This is a genomic window from Pseudomonas sp. (genome assembly GCF_050739995.1).
GTDB lineage: Bacteria > Pseudomonadota > Gammaproteobacteria > Pseudomonadales > Pseudomonadaceae > Aquipseudomonas.
Map to the genome: position 1 here is coordinate 1 of NZ_JBOICG010000496.1, position 26,048 is coordinate 26,048.

Annotated in this window: 24 protein-coding genes and 2 pseudogenes; 16 read left to right on the forward strand and 10 right to left on the reverse strand. The window is 59.6% G+C overall.

The genetic code is table 11. The features are described 5' to 3' along the window. Positions 1 to 14: 14 nt before the first annotated feature. The 3 genes from ACRESD_RS16270 to ACRESD_RS16280 form a co-directional block, all read right to left on the reverse strand. The gene (locus tag ACRESD_RS16270) at positions 15 to 227 is read right to left on the reverse strand and encodes a hypothetical protein (protein WP_431751863.1); all 213 of its coding nucleotides are present in this window, start codon (positions 225 to 227) and stop codon (positions 15 to 17) included. A 233-nt stretch (positions 228 to 460) separates the two neighbouring features. Continuing rightward, entirely contained in the window at positions 461 to 1,567 is a 1,107-nt protein-coding gene (gene aguA / locus ACRESD_RS16275; protein WP_431751864.1) for an agmatine deiminase, read from the reverse strand. Positions 1,568 to 1,688: 121 nt separating this feature from the next. Next, a complete protein-coding gene (locus tag ACRESD_RS16280) occupies positions 1,689 to 4,598 on the reverse strand; it encodes an aminotransferase (protein ID WP_431751865.1) in 2,910 nt (969 codons plus the stop codon). Between the two features lie 151 nt (positions 4,599 to 4,749). Between ACRESD_RS16280 and rfbB the strand changes: the two genes are divergently transcribed. The 7 genes from rfbB to ACRESD_RS16315 are packed head-to-tail and all read left to right on the forward strand — an operon-like array spanning position 4,750 to position 11,812. Next, positions 4,750 to 5,832, forward strand: coding sequence for a dTDP-glucose 4,6-dehydratase (gene rfbB / locus ACRESD_RS16285; RefSeq protein ID WP_431751866.1), 1,083 nt, complete (start codon positions 4,750 to 4,752; stop codon positions 5,830 to 5,832). After that, on the forward strand, positions 5,829 to 6,704 hold the full coding sequence (gene rfbA, locus ACRESD_RS16290; RefSeq protein ID WP_431751867.1) for a glucose-1-phosphate thymidylyltransferase RfbA: 876 nt from the start codon (positions 5,829 to 5,831) through the stop codon (positions 6,702 to 6,704). The genes rfbB and rfbA overlap by 4 nt, the downstream gene beginning before the upstream one ends. After that, on the forward strand, positions 6,701 to 7,246 hold the full coding sequence (rfbC, locus tag ACRESD_RS16295) for a dTDP-4-dehydrorhamnose 3,5-epimerase (protein WP_431751868.1): 546 nt from the start codon (positions 6,701 to 6,703) through the stop codon (positions 7,244 to 7,246). The genes rfbA and rfbC overlap by 4 nt, the downstream gene beginning before the upstream one ends. Further along, a complete protein-coding gene (rfbD, locus tag ACRESD_RS16300) occupies positions 7,243 to 8,112 on the forward strand; it encodes a dTDP-4-dehydrorhamnose reductase (RefSeq protein ID WP_431751869.1) in 870 nt (289 codons plus the stop codon). Before rfbC ends, rfbD begins: the two co-directional genes overlap by 4 nt. Before the next feature lie 36 nt (positions 8,113 to 8,148). Next, positions 8,149 to 9,957 (forward strand): sensor histidine kinase, encoded by a 1,809-nt coding sequence (locus tag ACRESD_RS16305; protein WP_431751870.1) that lies wholly within the window; start codon positions 8,149 to 8,151, stop codon positions 9,955 to 9,957. Beyond that, entirely contained in the window at positions 9,954 to 11,330 is a 1,377-nt protein-coding gene (locus ACRESD_RS16310) for a sigma-54-dependent transcriptional regulator (protein ID WP_431751871.1), read from the forward strand. The genes ACRESD_RS16305 and ACRESD_RS16310 overlap by 4 nt, the downstream gene beginning before the upstream one ends. 26 nt (positions 11,331 to 11,356) lie before the next feature. Beyond that, a complete protein-coding gene (locus ACRESD_RS16315; RefSeq protein WP_431751872.1) occupies positions 11,357 to 11,812 on the forward strand; it encodes a YiiD C-terminal domain-containing protein in 456 nt (151 codons plus the stop codon). Between the two features lie 47 nt (positions 11,813 to 11,859). Here the strand turns inward: ACRESD_RS16315 and cysQ are convergent, their stop codons facing one another. Both cysQ and nudE read right to left on the reverse strand, forming a co-directional pair. Next, positions 11,860 to 12,696 (reverse strand): 3'(2'),5'-bisphosphate nucleotidase CysQ, encoded by an 837-nt coding sequence (cysQ, locus tag ACRESD_RS16320; protein ID WP_431751873.1) that lies wholly within the window; start codon positions 12,694 to 12,696, stop codon positions 11,860 to 11,862. Beyond that, positions 12,693 to 13,259 carry an ADP compounds hydrolase NudE gene (nudE, locus tag ACRESD_RS16325; RefSeq protein ID WP_431751874.1) on the reverse strand — a complete coding sequence of 189 codons (567 nt, stop codon included), beginning with the start codon at positions 13,257 to 13,259 and terminating at the stop codon, positions 12,693 to 12,695. Before nudE ends, cysQ begins: the two co-directional genes overlap by 4 nt. A gap of 87 nt (positions 13,260 to 13,346) precedes the next feature. On the opposite strand from nudE, the gene yrfG reads away from it, so the two are divergent. Beyond that, positions 13,347 to 14,009, forward strand: a complete 663-nt coding sequence (gene yrfG, locus ACRESD_RS16330) for a GMP/IMP nucleotidase (RefSeq protein ID WP_431751875.1) — start codon at positions 13,347 to 13,349, stop codon at positions 14,007 to 14,009. A 106-nt stretch (positions 14,010 to 14,115) separates the two neighbouring features. Here the strand turns inward: yrfG and lysM are convergent, their stop codons facing one another. Beyond that, positions 14,116 to 14,556 carry a peptidoglycan-binding protein LysM gene (lysM, locus tag ACRESD_RS16335; protein ID WP_431751876.1) on the reverse strand — a complete coding sequence of 147 codons (441 nt, stop codon included), beginning with the start codon at positions 14,554 to 14,556 and terminating at the stop codon, positions 14,116 to 14,118. A gap of 254 nt (positions 14,557 to 14,810) precedes the next feature. Between lysM and ACRESD_RS16340 the strand changes: the two are divergent. The 3 genes and pseudogenes from ACRESD_RS16340 to ACRESD_RS16350 form a co-directional block, all read left to right on the forward strand. After that, a pseudogene (locus ACRESD_RS16340) lies at positions 14,811 to 14,930 on the forward strand (formate dehydrogenase accessory sulfurtransferase FdhD); the annotation flags it as partial. A gap of 2 nt (positions 14,931 to 14,932) precedes the next feature. Continuing rightward, entirely contained in the window at positions 14,933 to 17,281 is a 2,349-nt protein-coding gene (locus tag ACRESD_RS16345; RefSeq protein WP_431751877.1) for an FdhF/YdeP family oxidoreductase, read from the forward strand. 201 nt (positions 17,282 to 17,482) lie between these two features. Continuing rightward, positions 17,483 to 17,962: a glycine zipper domain-containing protein gene (locus ACRESD_RS16350; protein ID WP_431751878.1), complete on the forward strand. Its 480-nt coding sequence runs from the start codon at positions 17,483 to 17,485 to the stop codon at positions 17,960 to 17,962. Positions 17,963 to 18,003: 41 nt separating this feature from the next. Here ACRESD_RS16350 and ACRESD_RS16355 read toward each other — a convergent pair whose 3' ends face one another. Both ACRESD_RS16355 and ACRESD_RS16360 read right to left on the reverse strand, forming a co-directional pair. Next, positions 18,004 to 18,435: an acyl-CoA thioesterase gene (locus ACRESD_RS16355; RefSeq protein ID WP_431751879.1), complete on the reverse strand. Its 432-nt coding sequence runs from the start codon at positions 18,433 to 18,435 to the stop codon at positions 18,004 to 18,006. A 24-nt stretch (positions 18,436 to 18,459) separates the two neighbouring features. Next, positions 18,460 to 20,397, reverse strand: a complete 1,938-nt coding sequence (locus ACRESD_RS16360; RefSeq protein WP_431751880.1) for a RecQ family ATP-dependent DNA helicase — start codon at positions 20,395 to 20,397, stop codon at positions 18,460 to 18,462. 162 nt (positions 20,398 to 20,559) lie between these two features. On the opposite strand from ACRESD_RS16360, the gene ACRESD_RS16365 reads away from it, so the two are divergent. Then, positions 20,560 to 21,606: a S8 family peptidase gene (locus ACRESD_RS16365; RefSeq protein WP_431751881.1), complete on the forward strand. Its 1,047-nt coding sequence runs from the start codon at positions 20,560 to 20,562 to the stop codon at positions 21,604 to 21,606. Positions 21,607 to 21,670: 64 nt separating this feature from the next. Here the strand turns inward: ACRESD_RS16365 and ACRESD_RS16370 are convergent, their stop codons facing one another. After that, positions 21,671 to 22,846, reverse strand: a complete 1,176-nt coding sequence (locus ACRESD_RS16370) for a tetratricopeptide repeat protein (RefSeq protein WP_431751882.1) — start codon at positions 22,844 to 22,846, stop codon at positions 21,671 to 21,673. Between the two features lie 175 nt (positions 22,847 to 23,021). Between ACRESD_RS16370 and ACRESD_RS16375 the strand changes: the two genes are divergently transcribed. The 4 genes and pseudogenes from ACRESD_RS16375 to ACRESD_RS16390 all read left to right on the forward strand — a co-directional run bounded on the left by ACRESD_RS16375 (position 23,022) and on the right by ACRESD_RS16390 (position 25,023). Next, positions 23,022 to 23,192, forward strand: coding sequence for a YhfG family protein (locus tag ACRESD_RS16375; RefSeq protein WP_139213517.1), 171 nt, complete (start codon positions 23,022 to 23,024; stop codon positions 23,190 to 23,192). Beyond that, positions 23,192 to 23,380, forward strand: a pseudogene (locus ACRESD_RS16380) (cell filamentation protein Fic); the annotation flags it as partial. The gene ACRESD_RS16375 and the pseudogene ACRESD_RS16380, both read left to right, overlap by 1 nt. Before the next feature lie 277 nt (positions 23,381 to 23,657). Next, entirely contained in the window at positions 23,658 to 24,014 is a 357-nt protein-coding gene (locus tag ACRESD_RS16385; protein ID WP_431751883.1) for a DUF1493 family protein, read from the forward strand. Positions 24,015 to 24,159: 145 nt separating this feature from the next. Beyond that, a complete protein-coding gene (locus ACRESD_RS16390; protein WP_431751884.1) occupies positions 24,160 to 25,023 on the forward strand; it encodes an EamA family transporter in 864 nt (287 codons plus the stop codon). A 57-nt stretch (positions 25,024 to 25,080) separates the two neighbouring features. Here the strand turns inward: ACRESD_RS16390 and ACRESD_RS16395 are convergent. Continuing rightward, positions 25,081 to 26,048: phosphoenolpyruvate carboxykinase (ATP) (locus ACRESD_RS16395; protein ID WP_431751885.1), on the reverse strand; the 968-nt coding region annotated here is incomplete at its 5' end.

Genomic DNA, 26,048 nt, shown 5'->3' on the forward strand with positions numbered 1-26,048 from the left:
AATCCCTGTGTTCTTCAGTTTTGCATCAACTCGCACAACGCCCTGACTTCATCCTCACTGAACAACCCCGCCGGATAGCGTTCAATCATCACGCTGCGTAGGTCTGCCTGCCTGGCCTGTCGCGAGCCGTTTGCCTTCAACCACAACGCCAGCGCATGGATCGCATCACCGTTGACCCGCGTCGGGTGGAACGGGCGCGTATAGATCAGGTTGATATCGGCATTCATTTCAGCGCTCTCTCCTACTGCGTGAGCGGCTAACTTACTCAAGGTTTGTGACAGAACTGCGCAGTCATCAACCTGGGTACGGTGCCAACACCGATACAAGAGCTGTGCCAATGTCCCGTGTTTATAGGCTTTTAAACACAAAAAAGCCCGCGACCTTGCTGGGCCGCGGGCTTGCTGTGAGCGTTATAAACGAGTAACGCTCAGATGTAACTCAAACGCTGTTACAACTGCACTCAGTTTTTGTGCGGCGCCGGCTGTTGTTGGGTCAGGCAATGGATATTGCCGCCACCCAGTAACAGTTCACGGCCCGGCACCATCACCACTTCATGTTGCGGGAACAGGTTCTGCAGGATTGCCTTGGCCTGGTTATCCATTGGGTCGTCAAAGCTCGGCGCAATGATGCCGCCGTTGACGATCAGGAAGTTGACGTAGGAGCCGGCCAACCGCACGGTCGGGTTACGTTCCTGGCTGCCGTCCACCGGGTCCACGCCCGCGCACTCTTCCTCGGTAGCGAACAGCGGCCCCGGGATCGGCATTTTATGCACGGTGAACGAGCGGCCCTGGGCGTCGGTGCTGCTTTGCAGCACATCCAACGCAGCGTGGCAGCGTGCGTAGTTCGGATCTTGCGGGTCATCGGTCCAAGCCAGCAACACTTCTCCCGGACGTACGTAGCAGCAGAAGTTATCCACATGGCCGTCGGTTTCGTCGTTGAACAGGCCGTCCGGCAACCAGATGATCTTATCCACAGCCAGATTGGCGCTCAGCACCGCCTCAATGGCCGCACGATCCAGGTGCGGATTGCGATTGCGGTTCAACAGGCATTCTTCGGTGGTGATCACCGTGCCTTCGCCATCGACATGGATCGAACCGCCTTCCAGCACAAACCCTTCGGTGCGATAGCGCGGCGCGCGTTCGATCTCAAGGATCTTGCCGCCCACCTGCGAGTCTCGGTTCCACGGCGCATACAAGCCGCCATCAAAACCACCCCAGGCGTTGAAATCCCAGTTCACCCCACGCACTTCGCCACTGTTGTTGATGACGAAGGTCGGACCGGTATCCCGCACCCAGGCGTCATCATTGGACATTTCCACCACACGGATATTGGGTACGTCCAAACGCGCACGAGCGTTTTCGTACTGCCCGGCAGAAACCGCGACAGTTACCGGTTCAAAACGCGCAATGGCCTTGGCCACCGCCACGTGAGCCGCCTGCGCCGGCTTGCCACCCAGGCGCCAGTTGTCCGGGCGCTCGGGCCAGATCATCCAGGTCTGGGTCTGTGGCGCCCATTCGGCAGGCATATAGAAGCCATCGGCGCGAGGTGTGCTGTGCAGGGTGGTCATGGCGTCAAGGACTCCGAATGGGGTAATGGCCGACTTTATAGCGGATAAAAATCGGCTTTAAAAGCGACAAAAAATCATAATTAGCAAAATTTACAACTTATAACCGATAACAATCGACTATCTACATGAGTTCATCCAATACCTTCGACAACATGTCGACAAAGAAATCTACGCTGCGTTTGGACGTGACCATCGGCGGCTTGATCTTCAGGATGTTGAGATAATCACCGGTCGGTTGCATGAAAATCCCCAGCTCCCGCAGACGGTCACACAAGAGTGCGGTCTCGGCAGTGGCGGGCTCCAAGGTCTGCCGGTCGCGTACCAATTCCAAGCCCAGATAGAAGCCGGAGCCATGAACGGCGCCTACCAACGGATGACGGTCAATCAGCTCCTCCAGCCGCGCCTTGAAATGCCCTCCCACTGTCTGGGCGTTTTCCCACAGCTTTTCTTCTTCCATTACATCCAACACTGCCATGCCAATGCGACAGCTGACCGGACTGCCCCCCGCCGACGAAAAGAAATAGCCCTCGGCCTCCAGCGCCTCGGCGATTTCCCGTCGGGTGATCACCGCCCCCAACGGCTGGCCGTTCCCCATGCCCTTGGCCATGGTGATGATGTCCGGCACCACGCCTTGCTCTTCAAAACCCCAGAAAAAATGCCCCATGCGGCCATAGCCCACCTGTACTTCATCGGCGATGCACACACCGCCCTGAGCCCGCACCAGGCCGTACACCTGCTGCAAATACCCCGGTGGCAGGGAGATACCCCCGGCATTGCCGTACACCGGCTCACAGATAAAACCCGCCAGTTGGCGCTTATTCGCAGCGATTTTCGCCAGGTTGTGCTCCACGCTTCGTACGTAATCCGGTGCACTGTCCGGCCCACGGAACTCACCGCGATAGGTGTTCGGCGCGGTCACCGGGTGCACCCAGTCAGGGCGACTGCTCAATGCCTGGGGGTTGTCGGCAATCGAGGTGGACACCGCATCCGCAGCCACTGACCAACCGTGATACGCCTCCAACACACTCAGCATGTCGCGCCCGCCGCTGAAGGCCCAGGCCAGGCGGATCGCCAGGTCGTTGGCCTCAGTGCCACTGTTGACCAGAAACACCCGGTCCATGCCCTCCGGCGCCAGCGCCAGCAAGCGCTCGGAAAACTCGGCAATCGCCGCGTAGTGAAACCGCGAGTTGGTGTTGAGCAGCGACCATTGCCGCGCCGCCACCGCCGCCATGCGCGGGTGGCCATGGCCCAGCACGGCCACATTGTTGAGCATGTCCAGGTAGGAACGGCCCTGCATGTCGATCAGATGGTTGCGCCAGCCTCGCTCGATACGCGGCGGGTCGACGTAATAATGCTTCTGCGAACGGGCGAAACTGGCGTCACGTCGCGCCAACAGGGCTTCGGGGTCCAGGTCCGGCTCAGCATCACACGCCAGCCCCAGCAAGGTGGCAGGTGACGGACAGAGCGCCTGCCACGTTGGCGCCCTGGACGGTGTGCAGAACAGTGGCGGCACAAGGTCTGCTCGGCACAACTGGACAGTGAGCGGGGCATGCACCTCACCCAGGATTTGCCCTTTGACCAATATCGAGCCAGGTTTCAACAGTGTTCTAACGCCCCATAAACGCAGGCTCCACGCTGCGTCATGCACGCACAATAAACCGTCGTCACCCTCACGTAATGTTCCGGCAAAAGGGGCCTCCACCACCGTGCCGTGGGGAAGGTGCAACTCCACATGAAGGGGAAACGTATCCGGCTCGGCGGCGCTGTCAGGACGCGTGCGCGATAACCGATACTGCCCATATCGGCTGGCTGCCAGCCCATGCACCGCCGCCGCCTCATCCAACAATCGCCGATCAATACCGGGCGTCTCCCAGTTACCCGCCTCGAAATGCGGGCTGAGTACGCCCAAGTCGATCAGCGCAAACTCACGCCCTACCAGGCCCGGTAGCAACGGGGCGAAGTCCTGGTCGGCAATCGGTGGCAACGCGTCACCGACGCTCCGCAGAATCGCGGCCTCCATCAGCTCGAACGGCACTGATGTCGCCACATGGAAGATTTCCCACTCGTGCTCGGCGTTTTTCAGCAAGTAAGCGTTCTGCGGGTCCAGGCGTTGTTGCTGTTCGCTGCTCAGCACCAGCACCGCCGCCCGGGCGACAATCAACGGCCATAGTACTTGCAGCTCTTCACGGTGCAACGGAGTGATCGCGTGGCAGGCCTGGATCGCCGGCAAGATGACGAACGGATCGCCGTCGGCATGGTGCAAGAGTGCCGCGCAGGTGACTGACAGGTCGGTAATGCGCCAGGTGTGGACCAGATCGCCGAAATCGATCACACCCTGGCATTGCCAATGCCGCTGGGCATCGCGCTGCCACACGACATTGTCATCGGTGATGTCCATATGCACCGCCTGCCAGGGCAGCCGTTGCGCCAAAGGCCGAATGAACTCATCGACCTGCTGGGCCACCTGCTCCAAAGTGGCACGGTGAGGCAAGTCTTCCAGGGTTGCCAGCAGGTGGGCGATCAGTTCCTGCGCATGACGCGGGTCCCACTGCAGGGTGCGCTCCAGGCCCGGGTGTTCGAAACCGACCAAGGCGCGGCTCATCCGCCCACACAACGCACCGAAGCCTGCAATCACCTCACGGCTCAAGTGTGGCAAGTCGGTCAAGGGCTGGCCGTCGATATACTCCAACAGCCGCAGATGCAGGGTTTGCCCGTCAACACTTACGGTCAGCAGCTCATCGCCGTTGAGCGCCCGGATGACCTTCGGCACGCGTATGTGCTCTCGCCCCTGCAAACCGTTGAGGGCGGCATGTTGGGCCTGCAACTCGATGGCGGCGTAGTCGCCCCGGCAGATTTTCAGAACAAACCGGCCACGGTCGCTGTCAATCTTGTAGTTGAGGTCTTGCTGGCTGCCCAATGACTGCAACGGGCCATCAAGGCCATAATGCTGCTTGAGTAATTGCGCCGCCTGGTCAGGGTTCACCTGTGGGCAAGGTAAGCTGGCACGATGGATCAATGTGTCAAGCAACATTGTGACGACCTCGGTTTTTTTAGACGTCTATATCGCCATTGTTGAGGGCAGTTAATCAACCCCTCATGCTCGCCGCGCTTGCACCAGCCCGATTCACAACTCAAGCTATGCTTCTTTCGCCCAGTGTCCGTCTAAGGAAAAGGCTCTCGACATGCGCATTCTCATCACCGGTGGTGCCGGATTCATTGGCTCTGCCCTGATTCGCCACCTGATTGACAATACTGAGCACGAAGTGCTCAACCTGGACAAACTCACCTATGCCGGCAACCTTGAGTCGCTGGCAAGCATCGCGTCCAACAGTCGCTACGAGTTCGTCCAGGCCGATATCATCGACCAGGCCACCGTCAGCGCCGTACTGGCGCGCTTTGAGCCCCAGGCGATCATGCACCTGGCGGCTGAGTCCCATGTCGACCGTTCCATTGACGGTCCGTCGGATTTTATCCAGACCAACATCGTCGGCACCTACAGCCTGCTGGAAGCCACTCGCGCCTATTGGTCGAAGCTGACCGAGCCGGCCAAGAGCGCGTTCCGCTTCCACCACATCTCCACAGATGAAGTGTATGGCGACCTGCACGGTGTAGACGACCTCTTCACTGAAACCACGCCTTATGCACCCAGCTCGCCATATTCCGCGAGCAAGGCAGCCTCGGACCACCTGGTACGCGCCTGGCAGCGCACTTACGGCCTGCCGGTGCTGCTGACCAACTGCTCGAACAACTACGGGCCTTTCCATTTCCCCGAGAAGCTGATCCCCCTGGTCATCCTCAACGCCCTCGCGGGCAAGCCACTGCCGGTCTACGGCGATGGTTTGCAGGTGCGCGACTGGCTGTTCGTCGAAGATCACGCCCGGGCACTGCTGAAAGTCGTGACCACCGGCGTGGTGGGCGAGACCTACAACATCGGCGGCCACAACGAACAGAAGAACATCGACGTGGTACGCGGTATCTGCGCCCTGTTGGAAGAACTGGCGCCCCAGCGTCCGGCCGGCGTGGAAAAATTCACCGACCTGATCACATTCGTCAAGGATCGCCCTGGCCACGATCAGCGTTACGCGATCGATGCCAGCAAGATCGAACGCGAACTGGGCTGGGTCCCGGAAGAAACCTTTGAAACCGGCCTGCGCAAGACCGTGCAGTGGTACCTCGATAACCTGGAATGGTGCCGCAGGGTCCAAGATGGCAGCTATCAAGGTGAACGACTCGGCAACACTGACGCAAAGGATCTGATCGCATGATGAAGGGCATTGTATTGGCCGGCGGCTCCGGCACCCGTTTGCACCCCATTACCCTGGGCGTGTCCAAACAACTGTTGCCGGTGTACGACAAACCGATGATCTACTACCCGATCTCCGTGCTGATGCTGGCGGGGATCAAGGACATCCTGGTGATCTCCACCCCGGTGGATTTGCCGCAATACCGTAACTTGCTGGGCGATGGCAGCCAGTTCGGCGTGCGTTTCAGCTATGCCGAGCAGCCTTCTCCAGACGGGCTGGCCCAAGCCTTCATCATTGGTGAGGAGTTCATCGGCAATGACCCGGTGTGCCTGATCCTGGGTGACAACATCTTCCACGGCCAGCACTTCGGCGACCAGTTGCGCACCGCGGCCCAACGCCCTAGCGGCGCTACCGTGTTCGGCTACTGGGTCAAGGACCCGGAGCGTTTCGGCGTGATCGACTTCGATAAAGACGGCCGTGCCCTGTCCATCGAAGAAAAACCGGCGAAACCCAAGTCGAGCTATGCGGTGACCGGGCTGTATTTCTACGATAACGACGTGATCAAGATTGCCAAGGCAGTCAAACCCTCACCCCGTGGCGAGCTGGAAATCACCGACGTCAACAATGCCTACCTGCAGCGCGGTGACCTGCACGTTGAGCGTTTCGGCCGTGGTTTCGCCTGGCTTGACACCGGTACCCATGACAGCCTGCTGGAAGCGTCTACCTACGTGCAGACCATCGAGCACCGCCAGGGCCTGAAAGTCGCCTGCCTGGAAGAAATTGCTTACGAAAATGGCTGGATCGACCGTGACTACCTGCTCGAGCGCGCCAAGTACTTCGGCAAGACCGGCTATGGCCAGTATCTGTACTCGCTCGCCGGAGAACGCAAGTGAACGTTGTTGAGACCTCTTTGCCAGGTGTATTGATCCTGGAACCCAAAGTGTTCGGCGACGAGCGCGGTTTTTTCTACGAAAGCTTCAACGCGCGGGCTTTTGAAAACGCCACCGGGCTCAAGCGCGACTTCGTGCAGGACAACCATTCGCGCTCGCAGAAAGGTGTGTTGCGCGGGCTGCATTACCAACTCGAGCACACCCAAGGCAAGCTGGTGCGAGTCTGCGCCGGTGAAGTGCTGGATGTGGCCGTGGATATCCGCCGCAGCTCGCCTAACTTCGGCCAGTGGGTGGGGGTGCGCTTGTCCGCGCAGAACAACCGCCAGCTCTGGGTGCCGGAAGGTTTCGCCCATGGGTTTGTGGTGCTGAGCGAATACGCGGAATTTCTTTACAAAACGACCGATTACTACCAGCCGAGTGCCGAGCGCAGCATCCTCTGGAATGATCCGACACTGGCCATCGACTGGGAACTGACCGAAGCCCCTCATCTGTCAGCCAAGGATCAAGCCGGTAAACCGCTGATGGAAGCCGATCTGTTCCCATGAAAATCCTCATCACCGGTCAACACGGCCAAGTCTCCCAGGAGTTGCAACAGCGGCTCCAGGGCCTGGGCGAACTCATCGTACTGGGCCGCGACCAGCTCGACCTGGCCAACGCCGACCAGATCCGCCAACAAGTGCGCGCCCATCGCCCTGGCCTGATCATCAACGCAGCGGCTCACACCGCCGTCGACCTGGCCGAAAGCGAACCGGACGCAGCATTTGCCATCAACGCCATCGCACCCGGCATCCTTGCCGAAGAAGCCAAGGCCTTGGGTATCCCGCTGATCCACTACTCGACCGACTACGTGTTCGATGGCAGCAAGCCTACGCCGTACACCGAAAACGACACGCCAAACCCGCTGGGCGTCTACGGCCAGAGCAAACTGGCGGGCGAGCAGGCGATAGCAGCTGTGGGTGGCGAGCACCTGATTCTGCGCACCAGCTGGGTGTATTCGAGCCACGGCAAGAATTTCCTGCTGACCATGCAACGCCTGTTGCAGGAAAAACCGCACATGCGCATCGTCGCCGACCAGATTGGTGCGCCGACCTGGGCAGGCAGTATCGCCAACAGTACCCGCGCCCTGATTGAGCGCTGGCTGGCTGGCGAAGCGGGTAAGTGGGGTGTCTACCACCTGACCGCCCAGGGCGAAACCTCATGGTTCGGTTTTGCCCAGGCGATTGGCCAACACCTGCGCGCGCAAGGCAAACCCTGCGCCGAGCTGGAAGCGATCCCATCCAGCGCCTACCCCACGCCCGCCAAGCGCCCGTTGAACTCGCGCCTGGATTGCAGCCTCTTGCAACAACAATGGCAGGTCAGCCAGCCGCACTGGCAAGACGCACTGCACGAGTGTCTTGCAGAGCAGCACTAGGCATAATGCGCCTGTACCCACAGGCGCATGACTTCCATGACTCCACCCCTTCCACGAAGACCTCGCTGGCGCAGCCTCGCCTTGCTGGCGTTATGTCTGGCCCCGCTGCTGTGGCCGCTGGAGCATTTGGCCGAGCGTTATTACCGCAGCGAACTGGCCGGGCAGAACCGCCAGACCCTCGACCTGTACGTCGCCAACCTGTTGGGCACCCTGCACCGCTACGAAGTATTGCCGCAGATCCTGGGTGACTTGCCGGCGCTGCGCACGGCCCTGGATGCCCCCCTGGTGAGCACGAACCTGACCAATGCCAACCTGCTGCTCCAGGATGTCGCTGCCCAGGCCGGGGCGGAGGTGATGTACCTGATGGACACCACTGGCAAGACCCTGGCCGCCTCCAACTGGGACAAGCAAGACAGCTTCGTCGGCCGCAACTTCTCGTTCCGACCGTATTTCAGCGAAGCCATGGCCGGGCGCCTGGGGCGGTTTTTCGGCCTGGGTACCACCTCGGCCAAGCGCGGCTACTTCTTCGCCGCCGCAGTGCGCGATGGCGACACAATCATCGGCGTGCTCGTGGTCAAGGTCGACCTGGACCATACCGAGAGCCTGTGGGGCAAAACGCCGGAACAACTGTTGGTGACCGACCACAATGGCGTGGTGATCCTCACGTCACGCCCGCAATGGCGATTTCGCGCCACCCGGCCTCTGACCGTAGAAGAGCGCGAAGCAATTATCGCGATCCAACCTTACCCGACCCGCGATCCACAGCCACTGGCGCTAAGTCCCACTGCCTGGCTGCGCCAATCCACGGCCATCGCCGAAACAGGCTGGAACGTGGAGATCCTCGCGCCGCGCTCGCTGATCAATCGCCCAGTGCGCACGGTAGTCGCTGTCGGTGGCGCGGCATTGCTGGTGTTGATGTTGCTGCTGGGCTTGATGATGCAGCGTCGACGCCATTACCTGGAGCGCATTGCCTTCGAAGCCAAGGCGCGCCGCGAACTGGAAGCCCGCGTAGCTGAGCGTACCAGCGACTTGGAAGGCCTTAACCGGCGTTTGAAACAGGAAGTGCTGGAACGCGAACACGCCCAGCAGGAACTGGTGCGCGCCCAGGATGACCTGGTGCAAGCCGGCAAGCTGTCAGCGCTGGGCACCATGTCGGCGAGCATCAGCCACGAGCTGAACCAGCCGCTGGCGGCCATTCGCAGTTATGCGGAAAACGCCGAAATCCTGCTCGACCATGAGCGCACCAACGACGCTCGGGGCAACCTCAAGCTGATCAGCGAACTGACCGGCCGCATGGCTTCGATCATCGCCCACTTGCGCGCATTCGCCCGCCGTGATCGCCATGCGCCGGAGAGCGTGGCCCTGCAACCGGCACTGGATGATGCACTGGCGTTGCTAGCCAAACGACGACGGTCGATGGAAGTCGAGTTGATCCGCGACCTGCCGGAAGCGACCTTGTGGGTACAAGCCGGGGAAACCCGATTGCGCCAGGTGCTCGGGAACCTGTTGGCCAATGCCCTGGACGCCCTTACCGAAAAGGGGCCGCCGCGCAAACTCTGGCTGAGTGCCGCAATCACGGAGCAGGGCGTCAACCTGTACATTCGCGACAACGGCCCGGGCTTTTGCATGGAGGCCTTGGGCCGCGCCAGCGAACCGTTCTACACCACCAAGACCCGCACCCAGGGTCTGGGGTTGGGCCTGGCGATCTGTGACACCCTGATGCGTGCCTTTGGCGGCGAACTGCTGTTCGCCAACCACAAGGAAGGCGGCGCGCTGTTAACCTTGAAACTACGTGCCGGCTCGCCGGGCGTCAGTCTGCAACCGTCCGAGGACCGCAGTGTATGAGTATCGATAACCAGATTCAGGTGGTGTTGATCGACGACGATCCACACCTGCGTCAGGCCCTGTGCCAGACCCTGGACCTGGCCGGGTTGAAAGTCCTGACCCTGGGCGAAGCCACCGGCCTCACCACGCGCCTGTCCCGGGACTGGTCGGGCGTGGTGGTCAGCGACATCCGCATGCCTGGCATGGATGGCCTCGAGCTGCTCGCTGAACTGCACAGCCAGGACCCGGAGCTGCCGGTACTGTTGATCACCGGCCACGGTGACGTGCCGCTGGCGGTGCAGGCCATGCGTGCCGGCGCCTACGATTTCCTCGAAAAGCCCTTTGCCAGCGACGCCCTGCTCGACAGCGTGCGCCGTGCCCTGGCCCTGCGCCGCCTGGTGCTGGACAACCGCAGCCTGCGCCTGGCCCTCAGCGACCGCCAGCAACTGAGCACGCGCCTGGTGGGGCACTCACCACAGATGTTGCGCCTGCGCGAGCAGATCGGCGCCCTGGCGGCGACCAAGGCCGACGTGCTGATCCTCGGCGAAACCGGCGCCGGCAAGGAAGTGGTAGCCCGCGCGCTGCATGACCTGTCGAGCCGACGCAACGGGCCGTTCGTGGCGATCAACGCCGGCGCCCTGGCTGAATCGGTGGTAGAAAGCGAACTGTTCGGACATGAGCCCGGCGCCTTCACCGGGGCGCAGAAGCGCCGTATCGGCAAGTTCGAATTCGCCAACGGCGGCACGCTATTTCTCGATGAAATCGAAAGCATGAGCCTGGATGTGCAGGTCAAGCTGCTGCGCCTGCTGCAAGAGCGTGTGGTCGAGCGTCTGGGCGGCAACCAACTGATCCCGCTGGATATCCGCATCATCGCCGCCACCAAGGAAGACCTGCGCCAGGCTGCTGACCAGGGCCGCTTCCGGGCCGACTTGTATTACCGCCTGAATGTCGCGCCGTTACGCATCCCGCCGCTGCGGGAACGTGGTGAAGATGCACTGATGCTGTTCCAGCACTTTGCCGACGAAGCCAGCAGCCGTCACGGCCTGCCGCTGCACGAACTACAACCGGGCCAGCGCGCCTTGCTGTTGCGTCACAGTTGGCCGGGTAATGTGAGGGAGCTACAGAACGCCGCAGAACGTTTTGCGTTGGGCCTGGAACTGGCACTGGACAACACTCAGGACAACCCTTCCACCAGCGTACTCACCTCCACGCCAGGCGGTTTGAGCGAACAAGTCGAACAGTTCGAAAAAAGCCTGATCGCCGCCGAACTGACCCGCCCCCACAGCTCCATGCGCAGCCTCGCCGAAGCCTTGGGCGTACCACGCAAGACCCTGCATGACAAACTGCGCAAGCACGGCCTGATCTTCGCCAATCAAAGCGCCGACGACGAATGACTTTCACCACCCGCCAAGAGGCCCCCATGAGCCACGAGAGCCATCACCTCGAATCCGTGCTTCACCACGACATCCCCCTCACCCGGGAGATGGGCCTCAAGGTGCTCGGCTGGAAGCATGGGCAATTGGAACTGCATTTGCCGCTGCAGGCCAACATCAACCACAAGAGCACCATGTTTGGCGGCAGCCTCTATTGTGGCGCGGTACTGGCGGGCTGGGGTTGGCTGCACTTGAAGCTGCGCGAAGAAGGGATTGAGGATGGGCACATCGTGATTCAGGAAGGGCAGATCAGTTATCCGCTGCCGGTCACGCAGGATGCAAGGGTGGTATGCCCGGCCCCCGAAGAGAAAGCATGGAAGCGCTTTGTGGCGACGTACAAGCGCTACGGCCGTGCACGGTTGGCGTTGGAGACGTGGATCGTGAATGAGGGCAGTACAGAACACGCTGTAGCCTTTACCGGCCAATACGTCCTGCACCGATAAAAATGTGGGAGGGCTTGCCCCCTCCCACATTTTGATCTGCTGTGATTTTAAGATCTGGCCAAGGTCAACAAGCGCTCACGCCAGGCAGCCTTGGCCGGTAATGCAAGGAAAAAAGGGTTCAGCAACGATTCCCGCGCCGGATAGCTGAACGGCTCACCGCTCAATTCCAGCACTTCACCGCCTGCCCCTTCCAGCACACCTTGAGCCGCAGCAGTATCCCACTGCGAAGTCGGCGCCAAGCGTGGATAGCAATCGGCACTGCCTTCGGCCAACAGGCAAAACTTCAACGAGCTGCCAATATTGGCCAGCTTCAGTGTCCCCAATGCTTCACTCAAGCCGTCCAGCAGGCGTTCCTGCTCAGGGCTGGTATGGCGACGGCTGGCAACCACGGTAAAGGACTCGCCCGCCGCTGGCGCCTTACGCACCTGGATCTGTTTGGGCGCTTCATTGACATCGGAGCGCCAGGCCCCCAGACCCGCGCCACCGAAATAGCAGCGGCCACTGGTGGGCATGGAGACCACGCCAAACACCACACGGCCCTGCTCGATCAGCGCAATATTGACGGTGAACTCTTCACTGCCACCAATGAACTCCTTGGTGCCATCCAACGGATCTACCAGCCACCAACGCCGCCAGCCGGCACGCACGCTCTGGTCGATATCCGCATCTTCTTCCGACAGCACCGGGATGCTCGGGTCCAGGGCGGTCAGTCCCTTCAGGATCAGGTGGTGAGCAGCCAGGTCCGCCGCCGTCACGGGTGAGTCATCCGCCTTAGAGGTGACGGCAACGTCGGCCCGCCAATACGGCAGGATGACTTCACCGGCCTGACGCGCCAGCTCAATCACCGGGGCAATGAACGGATGGCCTAAAAACAGTTCGCTCATGCGCTAAACGCTCCACGCTGGGTCAACAGGTCTCGTACCAAGTACAGCGCGGCCAGGGCGCGGCCTTCGCTGAACTGCTCGTTCTGCGCCAACTGCGAAAGCTCGCGCAGATTGACCCGGTCAACACGCATCGGCTCGGGTTCATCGCCCTCCAAGCGCTCCTCGTAGAGGTCGGTGGCCAAGACCACCTGGATTTTCTGGCTCATGTAGCCAGGCGACAGCGAGAGTTCGGTGAGGTGTTCCAATTGACGCGCGCCATAGCCGGCCTCTTCCTTGAGCTCACGGTTAGCCGCCGCCAGCACGTCTTCGCCAGGTTCGATCAGCCCTTTGGGCAAGGACAACTCATACTCATCGGTGCCGCCGCAGTACTCTTCCACCAGCAATGCGTGCTCGGCATCGATCATCGCCACAATCATCACCGCCCCATAGCCGGCACCACGCCCCACCAGGCGTTCGTAGGTCCGCTCAACGCCATTGGAAAAGCGCAATTGCACTTCCTCCACGCGGAACAAACGGCTACTGGCGACTATTTCGCGGGCGAGGACGGTGGGTTTCTGGCGCATAAGCGGCTCCTTGGCGTGATCGGGTTACTATACCGTGGCTTTTCCGATTGTCTGTGTCGGATATCTTTACTTACATGAGACCGCCCCATGCCCTCTTTGCCCTGGCACGCCATCGACACCGTCCTGCTGGACATGGACGGCACCTTGCTCGACCTGCATTACGACAACCACTTCTGGATGGAGCACCTGCCCCAGCGCTACGCCGAATTGCACGGCGTGAGCCGGGCCATGGCCGAGATGGAGTTGCAGCCTCTGTTCGAGCGTAACGCCGGACAGTTGCAATGGTATTGCCTGGATTTCTGGAGCGCAGAACTGAAGATCCCCGTGCGTGAGCTCAAGCTGGAAACCGCCCACCTGATCGCCCTGCGCCCCGACGCCGATACCTTTCTGGCGGCGATCAAACAGGCCGGCAAGCGCGTGATCCTGATCACCAACGCTCATCGTGATTCACTGTCATTGAAGTTGGAACGCATTGAACTGGCGCCGTATTTCGAGCGGTTGATCAGCTCCCACGACTACGGTTTCGCCAAGGAAAGCCCACAGTTCTGGGACGCCCTGCACGCCGACATTGCCTTCGACCCGGCCCGCAGTCTGTTTATCGACGACACATTGCCGATCCTGCGCAGCGCCCGGGACTTTGGGGTGGGGCATCTGCTGGCGGTGAAGGAGCCCGACAGTCGGAAAGGGCCGAAAGATACGGCAGAGTTTGCGGCCGTTGGAGACTACCGGGATCTCATCGTCGGGCTTTAACCCAAAGCAGAAGAGGGCCTGCTCCCGATAGCGGTGATCGGCCAGGGTACTGTGACTGGTCCACCGCTATCGGGAGCAAGCCCCCTCCCACATTTTGCCCCGCGTATTACTCAGGAATACGCAGTGTCTGACCTGGATAAATCTTGTCCGGGTGCGACAACAGAGGCTTGTTGGCTTCGAAGATTTTGTTGTACAGATTGGCGTTGCCGTACACAGCCAGGGAAATCGCGCTCAAGGTGTCGCCCTTTTTCACTACGACGAAGCGGGCAGCAGCGACCGCCGGGCCGGATACGGTGATCTGGTCATCCACACTGGCCACCCCGGCAATATTGCCTGCCGCCAGGATGATTTTCTCTTTCTCTTCTTGGCTGGCCACTTCACCGGTAATCGTGACCTTGTCACCGTCAACGGTGGCATGCACATTCGGATTGCCCAGCCCTACATCCTCGATATGCTTTTTCAAATCATCACTGGCGCTGGCATTGCCTGGCGTCAGCAGATTAATCAGCTTCTCGCCTGCTTCCTTAACAAAACTAAAAAGACTCATAGTGCGCTCTCCTTGGGATTGGGTTTCCAGATGCCCAAGACTAGACCAGTCCTACAGACTTGGGTTCCGAATGACCAAAGATACAAACGTGCTAAACGTCACCGTCATTGGAATAAGCCCGTCAATCTGCGCCAAGAAGCCTTGACCAGAGCCTTGATCGACGCCATCTATCAATAGATCAACACGGACAATTAGACGCGACTCTTTGTCGCGCCTAGTCTAAACAGTGATCAATCCGTCGGCGATACCGCGCCGTGAACGCCAAGCGCCCAGTCTGCGCGGCACCTGCTCTTGAAACGTCTGCGTCCGCAGCTCGCCAGAGCTATTGCAATCTTGAACATACAAATGTCGCTAGCACGGCGTTGGAGAACCAGCCATGAGCAATCATCACCAAGCCGATCAAACCCCAACCCCGCGCTACAAGCCTTATAAAGGCCCGGCCGGTGGCTGGGGCGCATTGATCAGCGTGGCACAAGCCTGGCTGACCAGCGACAACGCGCTGAAAAACCTGCGCATGATGCTCAAGACCAACCAGAACGGCGGCTTCGACTGCCCGGGCTGCGCCTGGGGCGACTCGCCGGAAAGCGGCATGGTCAAGTTCTGCGAGAACGGCGCCAAGGCGGTTAACTGGGAAGCCACCAAGCGTCGTGTAGATGCTGCTTTTTTTTCCAAGCACAGCGTCACCGCATTGCTGGAGCAGAGTGACTATTGGCTGGAGTATCAAGGTCGCCTGACCGAGCCGATGCGTTATGACGCCGAGACAGACCGTTACAAGCCCATCAGTTGGGAAGCCGCATTCGACCTGATCGGCAAGCATCTCAACGCACTGCCCAACCCAGACATGGCCGAGTTCTACACCTCGGGCCGGGCCAGTAACGAAGCGGCTTACCTGTACCAACTGTTCGTGCGCGCCTATGGCACCAACAACTTCCCCGACTGCTCGAACATGTGCCACGAAGCCAGCGGCGTAGCCCTGGCGCAGAGCGTAGGCGTGGGCAAAGGCACCGTGACCTTTGATGACTTCGAACATGCCGACGCAATCTTCGTGTGGGGCCAGAACCCCGGCACCAACCACCCGCGCATGCTCGAACCGCTGCGCGAGGCGGTAAAACGTGGCGCCCAAGTAGTGTGCATCAACCCACTCAAAGAGCGCGGCCTGGAGCGCTTCCAGCATCCACAACACCCGCTGGAAATGCTGACCAACGGTGACAAGCCGACCAACACCGCCTACTTCCGCCCCGCCCTGGGCGGTGACATGGCCATCCTGCGCGGCATGGCCAAGTTTTTGCTGCTGTGGGAGCGCCAAGCCCTGGCTGAAGGCAAGGAAGCGGTGTTCGATCACGACTTCCTCAACGAGCACACCGCCAACGTGCTCGACTACTTGGGCCAGATCGACGACACCTCCTGGGATGAAATTGTCGAGCAGTCCGGCCTGACTCTGGTTGAGATCGAGCAAGCGGCACGCATGTATGCCAAGGGCAAGAACGTGATCATGTGCTGGGCGATGGGTATCACTCAGCACCGCCACTCGGTGCCGACCATCCAGGAAATTGCCAACCTGATGCTGCTGCGCGGCAATATCGGCCGCCCCGGCGCCGGCCTGTGCCCAGTGCGCGGCCACAGTAACGTACAGGGCGACCGGACCATGGGCATCAATGAGCGCCCGCCCGTGGCGTTCCTCGACTCGCTTGAGCGTCGCTTCCAGTTCCAGGTGCCGCGCACCAATGGCCACAACGTGGTCGAAGCGATTCACGCCATGCTCGAAGGCCGCTCCAAAGTGTTTATCGGCCTGGGCGGTAATTTCGCCCAAGCCACGCCGGACAGCCCGCGCACTTTTGAAGCCTTGCGCAGCTGTGACCTGACCGTACAGATCAGCACCAAGCTCAACCGCAGCCACCTGATGCACGGCAAGGACGCGCTGATCCTGCCTTGCCTGGGCCGAACCGATATCGACATCCAGGCCGACGGCCCGCAAGCGGTCACAGTAGAAGACTCGTTCAGCATGGTTCATGGCTCCAATGGCCAACTGCAACCGCTGTCGAAGCTGATGAAATCCGAGCCTGCGATCCTGGCCGGTATCGCCGCCGCAACCCTGGGCAGCAAGCCGGTGGATTGGAACTGGCTGGTGGCTGACTATGGGCGCATCCGCGACCTGATCGCCGACACGATCCCGGGCTTCAAGGACTTCAACGAGAAAATCAAGCATCCGGGCGGCTTCTACCTGGGCAACGCTGCCGGTGCGCGCCGCTGGAACACACCGTCGGGCCGCGCCAATTTCCGTCCGAATGTCCTGCCGGCAGACCTGATTCACGAACGTACCCACGCGACAGGCCGGGTGCCGGACCTGATCATGCAATCGATGCGCTCACACGATCAGTACAACACCACCATCTATGGCCTGGATGACCGCTACCGTGGCGTGAAAGGTCAACGTGACGTGCTGTTCGTCAATGAGGCCGACATTATTCGCCTGGGCTTCAAACCGGGGCAGAAGGCCGACATCGTGTCACTGTGGGAAGACGGCCGTGAGCGCCGCGTGAAGGGTTTCACCTTGCTGGCCTTTGATATTCCGGCCGGCCAGGCAGCCGCTTACTACCCGGAAGTGAACCCGCTGGTGCCGCTGGAAAGCACCGGAGAGGGTAGCCATACGCCAACATCGAAGTTTGTGGCGATTCGTTTGGAAGCGGCGAGTGACAGTGGGCTGATCATGTCCCGCTCGGCATAAACCTGCGGGCACAAAAAAGGCCGCTTTTGCATAAAAGCGGCCTGTCCGAAGTAGCTAAAGACCCGTGAAACAGACTTAAGTTCCCCAGTCAAAACAGTAACTTAGAGAATTGTGTACAACTCGTGTTACTGGTCGGATTTCTATTGTCACAATGCCGATACAGCCTCAGGATCGCGCCGTCATCCTCTTGAGGTCTCCCTAATGAAGTTCTCCTCGATTCTCTTGTTGTCCCTTGGCCTGGTCAGTGGCGCAGCCATGGCCGGTGGCACCGCCGAAGCAGGCGTGGGCGGCGCATTGGGCGGGGTTCTAGGTTCGGTCGTTGGCCAGCAGCTAGGCGGCAACACCGGTTCGACCATCGGTGCAGCCTTGGGCGGCGCGGGTGGTAGTGCAGTCGGTGCCGACAAACGCAGCCGCGGCGAAGCCGCCATTGGCGGTGCGCTGGGCGCGGCGGGTGGCAACGTGGTTGGCCGTAGCGTCGGCGGCAGCACCGGCAGCCTGATCGGCGCAGCAGCCGGTGGCGGCGCAGGTGGTGCACTGGGCAACTACATGGGCAACAAGAGTGACAACGAAGACCGTCATTACCGTGGGCGTGACAACCGTCGCTATGACCGTGATGACCATCGCGGGCGCGGCCATGCTTATGGGCATCGCAAGAACAAGCATCACTACCGTTATGATTGATAAGGCCTGAAACCTCCGGCCTTGGGTGTAGGCGTTCGCGCCTACACCACCAAGCGCTGCAACGCCTCGCGCAACAGGGGCGGAATCGTCACCGGCTGGTTCGACCCTCGATCCACGAACACATGTACAAAACGCCCCGCCGCGCAGGCTTCTTCCTCGCCCGCCTTGAACACCGCCAACTCATACTGAACTGAGCTATTGCCCAGCTTGCCCACACGCACGCCAACGTCAATGCGCTCGGGAAAGGCAACCGACGCGAAGTAGTCGCACGCCGAGCTCACCACAAACCCCACCACGTCACCGTCATGAATATCCAACCCACCTTGTTCGATCAGGTAGGTATTCACCGCCGTGTCGAAGAAACTGTAGTAGGTGACGTTATTCACGTGGCCGTACACATCGTTGTCGTGCCAACGCGTGATGATCGGTTGAAAGTGGGGGTAATCGGCACGTCGTGGCACTGAGTCAGGCATGGGGCACGTCTCGTGAAAGTGAATTTACAGGTGGCTCAGATGGGTCTCGGCCCATTCGCGTACTTCGGCATAAGGGTAATCTTCCAGCGCAGCAAACCCCGGAATACCCCGCGCCTTCAATCGGGTGAACAACGGCACGCTAATACCACCGAGGAACCGCGTTAGCCGCTCGGCGCCAGGCGGTTGCCCGGTGGCTGCATGATGCCTGTGGATAAAATCCGCGCACAGTCCCATGAAGTCTTTATCCACAAGCGGCGGTAAGCTCGGTGGTGCCGGCAGATGCGCAACATGACCATGGCACACCGAGCAATGTCCACAATGCTGGGGCGCATTTTCATCACCGAAATAGCCGGCCAACCGCTGCCCGAGGCAATACTCGGTGGAAAAAAGATCGAGCATGGAGTGAATCCGCACCACTTCGCCAATTTCATGCTGCTTGAAGCCTGTGTATAACTCCGCGCTCAACGCCTGTGGATCAAAGTCGGTGTCCAGCAGGCTGTAGACCTCAGTCATCTGCTTGCTTTCCAATTCAATCAAGCCCTGCTCTTGAAAGTAATCCAGCGCTTTCACCACTCGATTACGTTCGGCATTGTGCTGCTGATACAGCGCGTCAAAATCCACCGTCGCCCAGGTTCTCGCACGCTTGCACACGTCGATGATCGCCGCGACAAACTGTTGCCGCTCACCACTGAACCGTGCCAACAAATCCTCGGGGTCGATGAGATATTTGAAACGGTATTCGGCATAAAACGCGTAGCGCGGCGCAATCACGCCCTTGAGTTCCAGTTGTACCAACAACGTCTTGAGCGGCAGCTCGCGGATATTGCTGTGGTCCGACAATGACCTCAGTAGAAACTCCCACTGCCCCTCTGCACGCGCCGCCTGCAACTCTTCCAGCACACGGCGGATACCCTCTTGCTCCGGCGTATCACCGTAGACGAAATTCTCCAGCACATTGAGGCTGTCGCGGTTAGCCAGCACCAGGCAATCGGAAGGCTGACCGTCGCGCCCGGCACGGCCGATTTCCTGGCTGTAGTTCTCGATGGATTTGGGCAGGTCGAAGTGCACCACATTGCGGATATCACTTTTGTCGATGCCCATCCCAAATGCGATGGTAGCGACGATGCAATTGGAACGCCCCCCCATGAAGCGTTGTTGGATGCCTTCGCGTTTATCGTGGGGCAAACCGGCGTGATAGGCCTCAGCCTGGGTACCATTGCGATTCAGGTATTCGGCAATCTGTTCGGCAGTTTTCTGCAAGGTGACATAGACGATGCTCGGCTGATTGACTCGTTCGCTCATCCATTCCACGAGGCGCCGACGTTTGTCGGGGCCGCCCACCGGCTCCACCAGCAGGTTGAGGTTAGGCCGGTAGAAGCCCGTGGTGACCACGTCCTCCGGCGCAATGGCGAACTTGGCCTGCATATCGGCAATCACCTTGGGCGTCGCTGTAGCCGTCAGCAGAAGCGCCTGTGGGATATTGAACTGACGCTGGTAGTCCGGCAGCTTCAAGTAGTCCGGGCGAAAGTTGTGGCCCCACTCCGAAATACAGTGCGCCTCGTCCACCACCAGCAGTGAAATCCGCACACTTTGCAGGAAGTTACGAAAGCGCTCGTTCTTCAACCGCTCAACAGAAACCATCAGGATTTTCAGCTCGCCCGAACGGGCACGAGTCATTACATCATTGGCTTCATCGCGGCTCTGGGCAGAGTCGATACTGCCCGCTGAAATGCCGTGGCGCTGCAAGAAGCCCAGTTGGTCCTGCATCAACGCCAACAACGGCGACACCACCAACGTCAAATGCGGAAGCAGCACAGCCGATAGCTGGTAACACAGGGACTTGCCCGATCCCGTTGGAAAAATCGCGGCAGCCGAACGGCCTGCAAGCACGGCGCTGACCGTTTGTTCCTGGCCCAGACGGAACTGTGGATAACCAAAGACCTGTTGGAGGGTGTCGTGCATAGGCTGTCACTCCGTTGACCGCTGAAGAAGTAAAAACATAGATCAGCGATCAAGAAAAGGTCGGGGATAAACGCTACAAACTGATACAGAGAAAACCAGCAAGCCCGCGCAAAAACGAAGACAGTAACACGCTAGATAATCTGCCCCGACAAGGAGTCGTGAATGTCCCGATGCTCACTGTTTTCACTGCCACATCTCGCTATGTTCACACTGCCGTTGCTGCTGGGTTGTGCAAGCGCCCCCGTCACATCGCCTGCGGAGCCGGACACACAGCGTTTCGAAACGTCCGAATACCTAGCGCAAAAAGCCCTGCCTATCGTCAACGCATCCTCCCTCTACGCGCGGGGCGGCACCGGCCAGGGCGTCAAGGTTGCGCTGATCGACTCAGGGCTCAACCAAGCACTACCCGAGTTTCATGGGCGTGTAGCCAACCCGGGCTACGACTTCGTGAGACAGCAGCCAGGCACCCTCGATATCAAGGGCCACGGCACCCAGATGGCCGGTATTCTCGCCGCGAACAAGAACGATCAGGGCATCCATGGCATCGCCTTCAACGCCCAGTTGATCCCTATGCGTTTCGGTGATGACAAGGAGCCGTTCTACTTCGATAGTGAAATCGCCCAGGCCTGGGAGCTCGCCTATACCAAGGGGGCACGCATTTTCAGTAACTCATGGGCGAATCCCATTGAAGCCAACACCAACGAGGTTCCCGTCTATGAGCGCCTGATGGGTGACTCGTTAGGCGTGGCGAGAAAGTTGGTGGCCGAAGGAGCCGTATTCGTTTTTTCAACAGGTAACGAGGTCAAGCGTGAGCCTCTCGCCGAACCTGGCCTGCCCGCGCTGGCGCCCGAACTGGAGAAAGGCTGGATTGCCGTCATGGCCCTCAAAAGCGACGGTAGCGTCATCAATCTCAAATCCAATTATTGCGGCCTCGCGGCACGCTGGTGCATCGCGGTGCCAGGAGGAGACGGTGGTGCTGGGTTATTGACTACCAACAAGGATGGCAGCTACGGACCCACCGCCGGCACCTCGCCGGCCGCTGCGTTGGTCAGTGGTGCCTTGGCGGCATTGCAAAGTCGCTTTCCCGAAATGACACCGCAACAAGTGCGTGAGCGCCTGCTCAGTACAGCGAATCGAACGGGTATCTATGCTAACAGCGAAGCCTATGGGCGTGGGCTGATGGACCTGGACGCAGCCTCACGCCAGTAGCCATTGCGCAAACAAACAACGCGCCACTGGGGCGCGTTGTCGGTAAACCATGTTTCGCTATCGATCAGCGGTTCTGCACCCGCTCAATCGCCGTGTCGTACACCGGGTTGGCCTTCTGCTCCTTGGCCAACTGATAGTGACGCAACGCATCCGAAAACTGTCCCGCCGCTTCATAGATCCGCGCAATGTTGTAGTAAGCGCCAGCGCGCACCGTCGCGGCATTCGCACCGGTTGCCAGGGCGATGGCCTTGCGGTTGGCCCAGATCGACTCAGCCGTGTTACCGGCTTTCTGATACGCCAGACCCAGGTTGCCGTAGGCTTTGCCGAAGCCATTGTCCAGCTCGATAGCCTGACGGAACAGGTCGATGGCCTGATCCAGATTGCCTGCTTGGTAGGCAGCTTCGCCTTGTAGGTTAAGACGCTTCGCATCGGTTTGTGCGGAAGAGCTAACGGCTACCGCAGTGACTGCCACACTGTCATCCAGCAACGGTTTGACTTCGTTGAGCACATTCGGCGCATCAACGTTCACACCAGTAAAATTGTTGATGTCCTGGAAATCGCCGCTGCCGGTCATACGGAATACCGTCCACAGGTTGCCGCTACGATTTTTCGGCACGTAGTAGGTGCGCACCAGGGATTGGCCCATGTACACAAACACCTTGGCCTCACTGTTGGATAGCTGGCGCGAGCCCGGATTGCCGCTGTTGGTGAAGTCATGCACGGCGTAGACGTAGCTTTCGCCGTAATGCTTTTTCTGCAGGGTGATGGTTTCCGGGCCGTAGCTGTCGGTGTCGTCAACATCCAGCTCGGCGTCGGTGCCTTTTTGGTTGCCGAAGAAGATATTGTTGCCGGGGAAGATCATGTGGGAGTCGAGGTCTTCCGGGGTTTTACCCCAGGTCAGTACCACACGCAGGCCGTCGAGGTTTTCCATGACTGGGCTAACGGCATAAGTCATGCCCTTGCACGGGCACTTCACCACCAGGTTGGAGTAGCCAGGTTTCTTGATGATCAGCAGATTGGACGCATCGTCGGCAGCTTCGCTGGTCAGCGTCACCTGGCCCTGGGCATTGGTGCGGCCCACCACGTTTTGTGCACCGTTGCGTTGCAGCAGCACTTCCGCGTCAGCAATTTTCTGGTCCTTGACCACCGCGCTGAGTACTTCAATCGGCAGTTGCTCAGCCTGGATTGAAAAAGCCACCGCACACAATGACATCGCCGAGGCGACACGAAGCAAACCCATGCTCAACTCCCTTTAAGTAGTGGGCAGAATTGCCCTACAAGATTTTGCGGTGAAACATACGCTTAATTCAGAGCGCAGGCACAATTTTTGTACAAAATGTGACATGGTTTTTATCCCTCCTGCCCGCTGACGCATTGCGCTACAATCAGGCCTTGCGACCCTGGAGTACGCTGCGATGAGCGAACCGACGTTTGAGCAAAAACAGGATCATTACCACAAGATCCGTCGCTCCAATTACTTGGCCAGCCTGCGGTTGGAAGGATTCGACACCCAACCGACCGATGTCGACAAGCCCTTGCCGACCCGTGAAGCCGTCCTTGCCAAGTACCGCAACACCTCGCGCTGATGCTCGACAAATACGGGGTGGGCCAGGATCCTTACTGCTCTCCCGGTAGCAGCATCCTGCGCAACCGCCTCGACTTGCTCGAAGAAACGCTCCTTTACCAGGCCGAACGAGAATTATCCGAAATTGCCTTAGGCAACCTTCCCCTCTTCCCACCGCCCTACGACCTCGACCGCCTGCAACACATCCACCCCAGCTCGCCCCACACTACTCACCTGTTTTGCTGCTAAGTCACGGCAAGCCACAAATCCCGGAACGCCCTGTAAGAAACCTCCAAACGCCGCGATATCCCCTTCCGAAACTGCTTAAAACTCCGGCCCGCCCCTCTACAAAACTCACCTTTCTCTAACTGAAACTAGCGCCCTTTCAACAGCCCCGGCAAATATCCGTGAACATAGAAAGAACTCAACATATCGGCCACTACGGTGTGATACTCACAGTGATTCGCCACTCCTGCGAGCCCCCACCATGAACCTCGCCCCCAACTTCCCCGAAGACACCACCATGCAACAACTCCTGCAACTGCTGCACGAGGAAATCGGCCTGCCGAAACACAAGACCATTCATCTGCAGACCTCGATCAACTTCGACTTAGGTTGCGACGGCAGCGAGGCTAAGCAACTGGTAGAAGCACTGGAGCAGGAGTTTGCCCTCGACCTGGGTGACTACGACGCTTATCGTTACTTCAACCCGCCGGTCTTCGATGTGTTTCTCAAGCGCCGAACCAAAGGGCACGGCGACAAGCTACCGCTGACCATCGGAATGCTCTACCTGGCCATCAAGACCCATAGCTGGGACACTCAGACGCTGGAAAACCTGAGCTGACCTCAAGAACACAGAGAACCAATGTGGGAGCTGGCTTGCCTGCGATAGCATCACCTCGATAAGACTGGCTCACCGAGACGCCTGCAGCGCGGGCAAGCCCGGCTCCCATATTTAATTGGTGCGAATATAACAACAAGGACCTTACATGGACGTAACAATGGGCCTGCTGGCCGCCCTGCTCTGGGGTGGTACGGATTTTCTCGTGGGCCTCAACGCCCGCGCCGTCGGCGTGAAACGCGCCGTGTACTTCGGCCAAGCCCTCGGCTTTTTGATCATGACCTTGTTGCTGGTCATTTTCCCGGCCTTTCTCTTCAAGTCCCTTGATGCCCCAATGAGCGTGTGGCTGCTCGGCATTGCTGCCGCTCTGCTCACCGTCTCTGGCGCACTTGCGCTGTCCAAGGCCTTCGCCATGGGCAAGGCCGCCATCGTCGCGCCGTTGGTGACGTCCTACGGCGTAGTCACCACATTGCTGTCTTGGGCCAGCGGCGAACACATCAGCCTGACCCAACTGAGTTGCATCGGCCTGTGCGTGATTGGCGTCATCCTCTCCAGCATTCATAAGGACAGCGACATCCCCCACAACAACCCGCGCCTATCCATCGCCTACGCCATGCTCGCAGCGCTGCTGTATGGCACCAGCTTCTGGCTGCAAGGCCGCTACACACTGCCCACATTGGGGCCCGTCACCATGCTTTGGCTGGGTTATCTAGTGGGTCTGTGCGTACTGGTGGTGATGGTGCTGAAGATCCAGGACGGGCTGAAGATTCCGCCGTTGAAGAACTGTGCAACCCTGACCGGTGCAAGCTTAATGAACCTGGGTGGGTTCTCGGCGTTTTCATGGGGCGCGATGGCGGGGTCGGTTTCGGTAGTGACCGTGATCAGTACATTGTCGGGCGGGATTGCGGCAATTCTGGGGTTTGTGTTTTTCAAGGAGCGTCTGTCGGTGGTTCAAGTGCTGGGTGTGGTGTTGGTGCTGATCGGAGCAGTGGTATTGCACATCGCCAACTGACCTTGCGCGCACAAAAAAGCCGCCTACAAGAGGCGGCTTTTCCACAACGTTCGAATCTTACAACTTAGGCCCGGCAGCCTTGATCGCATCGCTCACTTCAAACTTCTTGAAGTTCTCGATGAACAGACCCGCCAGCGCCTTCGCCGCTTCGTCGTACGCAGCTTTGTCAGCCCAGGTATTACGTGGGTTCAACAGGCCGGTTTCAACGCCCGGTACGGCCAATGGCACGTCGAGGTTGATCGTGTCGAGGTGCTCTGTTTTTGCACCGATCAACGCGCCGCTCTGGATCGCTGCGATCACACCGCGAGTGGTCGGGATGTTGAAGCGCTTGCCGACGCCGTAGCCACCGCCGGTCCAGCCGGTGTTGACCAGGTAGACCTTAGAGCCGAAGCCGCGGATGCGCTTGATCAGCAGCTCTGCGTATTCGCCAGCTGGGCGTGGGAAGAATGGCGCGCCGAAGCAGGTGGAGAAGGTCGACTTGATGCCGCTGCCGGAACCCATTTCGGTCGAGCCCACCAGAGCGGTGTAGCCGGACAGGAAGTGGTAAGCCGCTTGCTCTTCGCTGAGGATGGACACTGGCGGCAGAACACCGGTCAGGTCGCAGGTCAGGAAGATTACCGCGTTTGGCTCGCCGCCCAGGTTCTTCTCGGAACGCTTGGCAACGTGCTCCAGTGGGTAAGCAGCGCGGCTGTTCTGGGTCAGGCTGACATCGGCGTAGTCGGCATGCTTGGCGTCGTCGATCACGACGTTTTCCAGCACGGCGCCATGCTTGATGGCTTTCCAGATCACCGGCTCATTCTTCTCGGACAGGTCGATGCACTTGGCATAGCAACCGCCTTCGATGTTGAACACCACACCTTCGCCCCAACCGTGTTCGTCGTCACCGATCAGGTAACGGCTCTCGTCGGCGGACAAGGTGGTTTTACCGGTGCCCGACAGACCGAAGAACAGGGTCACGTCGCCAGCTTCACCGATGTTGGCGGCGCAGTGCATCGGCAGTACGTCGGAGGCCGGCAGCAGGAAGT

What these genes read in the sequence shown, in the direction of transcription:
- ACRESD_RS16270 (WP_431751863.1), bottom strand. Translation starts at nt 227, where the DNA reads ATGAATGCCGATATCAACCTGATCTATACGCGCCCGTTCCACCCGACG.
- aguA (WP_431751864.1), bottom strand. Translation starts at nt 1,567, where the DNA reads ATGACCACCCTGCACAGCACACCTCGCGCCGATGGCTTCTATATGCCT.
- ACRESD_RS16280 (WP_431751865.1), bottom strand. Translation starts at nt 4,598, where the DNA reads ATGTTGCTTGACACATTGATCCATCGTGCCAGCTTACCTTGCCCACAG.
- rfbB (WP_431751866.1), top strand. Translation starts at nt 4,750, where the DNA reads ATGCGCATTCTCATCACCGGTGGTGCCGGATTCATTGGCTCTGCCCTG.
- rfbA (WP_431751867.1), top strand. Translation starts at nt 5,829, where the DNA reads ATGATGAAGGGCATTGTATTGGCCGGCGGCTCCGGCACCCGTTTGCAC.
- rfbD (WP_431751869.1), top strand. Translation starts at nt 7,243, where the DNA reads ATGAAAATCCTCATCACCGGTCAACACGGCCAAGTCTCCCAGGAGTTG.
- ACRESD_RS16305 (WP_431751870.1), top strand. Translation starts at nt 8,149, where the DNA reads ATGACTCCACCCCTTCCACGAAGACCTCGCTGGCGCAGCCTCGCCTTG.
- ACRESD_RS16310 (WP_431751871.1), top strand. Translation starts at nt 9,954, where the DNA reads ATGAGTATCGATAACCAGATTCAGGTGGTGTTGATCGACGACGATCCA.
- ACRESD_RS16315 (WP_431751872.1), top strand. Translation starts at nt 11,357, where the DNA reads ATGAGCCACGAGAGCCATCACCTCGAATCCGTGCTTCACCACGACATC.
- cysQ (WP_431751873.1), bottom strand. Translation starts at nt 12,696, where the DNA reads ATGAGCGAACTGTTTTTAGGCCATCCGTTCATTGCCCCGGTGATTGAG.
- nudE (WP_431751874.1), bottom strand. Translation starts at nt 13,259, where the DNA reads ATGCGCCAGAAACCCACCGTCCTCGCCCGCGAAATAGTCGCCAGTAGC.
- yrfG (WP_431751875.1), top strand. Translation starts at nt 13,347, where the DNA reads ATGCCCTCTTTGCCCTGGCACGCCATCGACACCGTCCTGCTGGACATG.
- lysM (WP_431751876.1), bottom strand. Translation starts at nt 14,556, where the DNA reads ATGAGTCTTTTTAGTTTTGTTAAGGAAGCAGGCGAGAAGCTGATTAAT.
- ACRESD_RS16345 (WP_431751877.1), top strand. Translation starts at nt 14,933, where the DNA reads ATGAGCAATCATCACCAAGCCGATCAAACCCCAACCCCGCGCTACAAG.
- ACRESD_RS16350 (WP_431751878.1), top strand. Translation starts at nt 17,483, where the DNA reads ATGAAGTTCTCCTCGATTCTCTTGTTGTCCCTTGGCCTGGTCAGTGGC.
- ACRESD_RS16355 (WP_431751879.1), bottom strand. Translation starts at nt 18,435, where the DNA reads ATGCCTGACTCAGTGCCACGACGTGCCGATTACCCCCACTTTCAACCG.
- ACRESD_RS16360 (WP_431751880.1), bottom strand. Translation starts at nt 20,397, where the DNA reads ATGCACGACACCCTCCAACAGGTCTTTGGTTATCCACAGTTCCGTCTG.
- ACRESD_RS16365 (WP_431751881.1), top strand. Translation starts at nt 20,560, where the DNA reads ATGTCCCGATGCTCACTGTTTTCACTGCCACATCTCGCTATGTTCACA.
- ACRESD_RS16370 (WP_431751882.1), bottom strand. Translation starts at nt 22,846, where the DNA reads ATGGGTTTGCTTCGTGTCGCCTCGGCGATGTCATTGTGTGCGGTGGCT.
- ACRESD_RS16375 (WP_139213517.1), top strand. Translation starts at nt 23,022, where the DNA reads ATGAGCGAACCGACGTTTGAGCAAAAACAGGATCATTACCACAAGATC.
- ACRESD_RS16385 (WP_431751883.1), top strand. Translation starts at nt 23,658, where the DNA reads ATGAACCTCGCCCCCAACTTCCCCGAAGACACCACCATGCAACAACTC.
- ACRESD_RS16390 (WP_431751884.1), top strand. Translation starts at nt 24,160, where the DNA reads ATGGACGTAACAATGGGCCTGCTGGCCGCCCTGCTCTGGGGTGGTACG.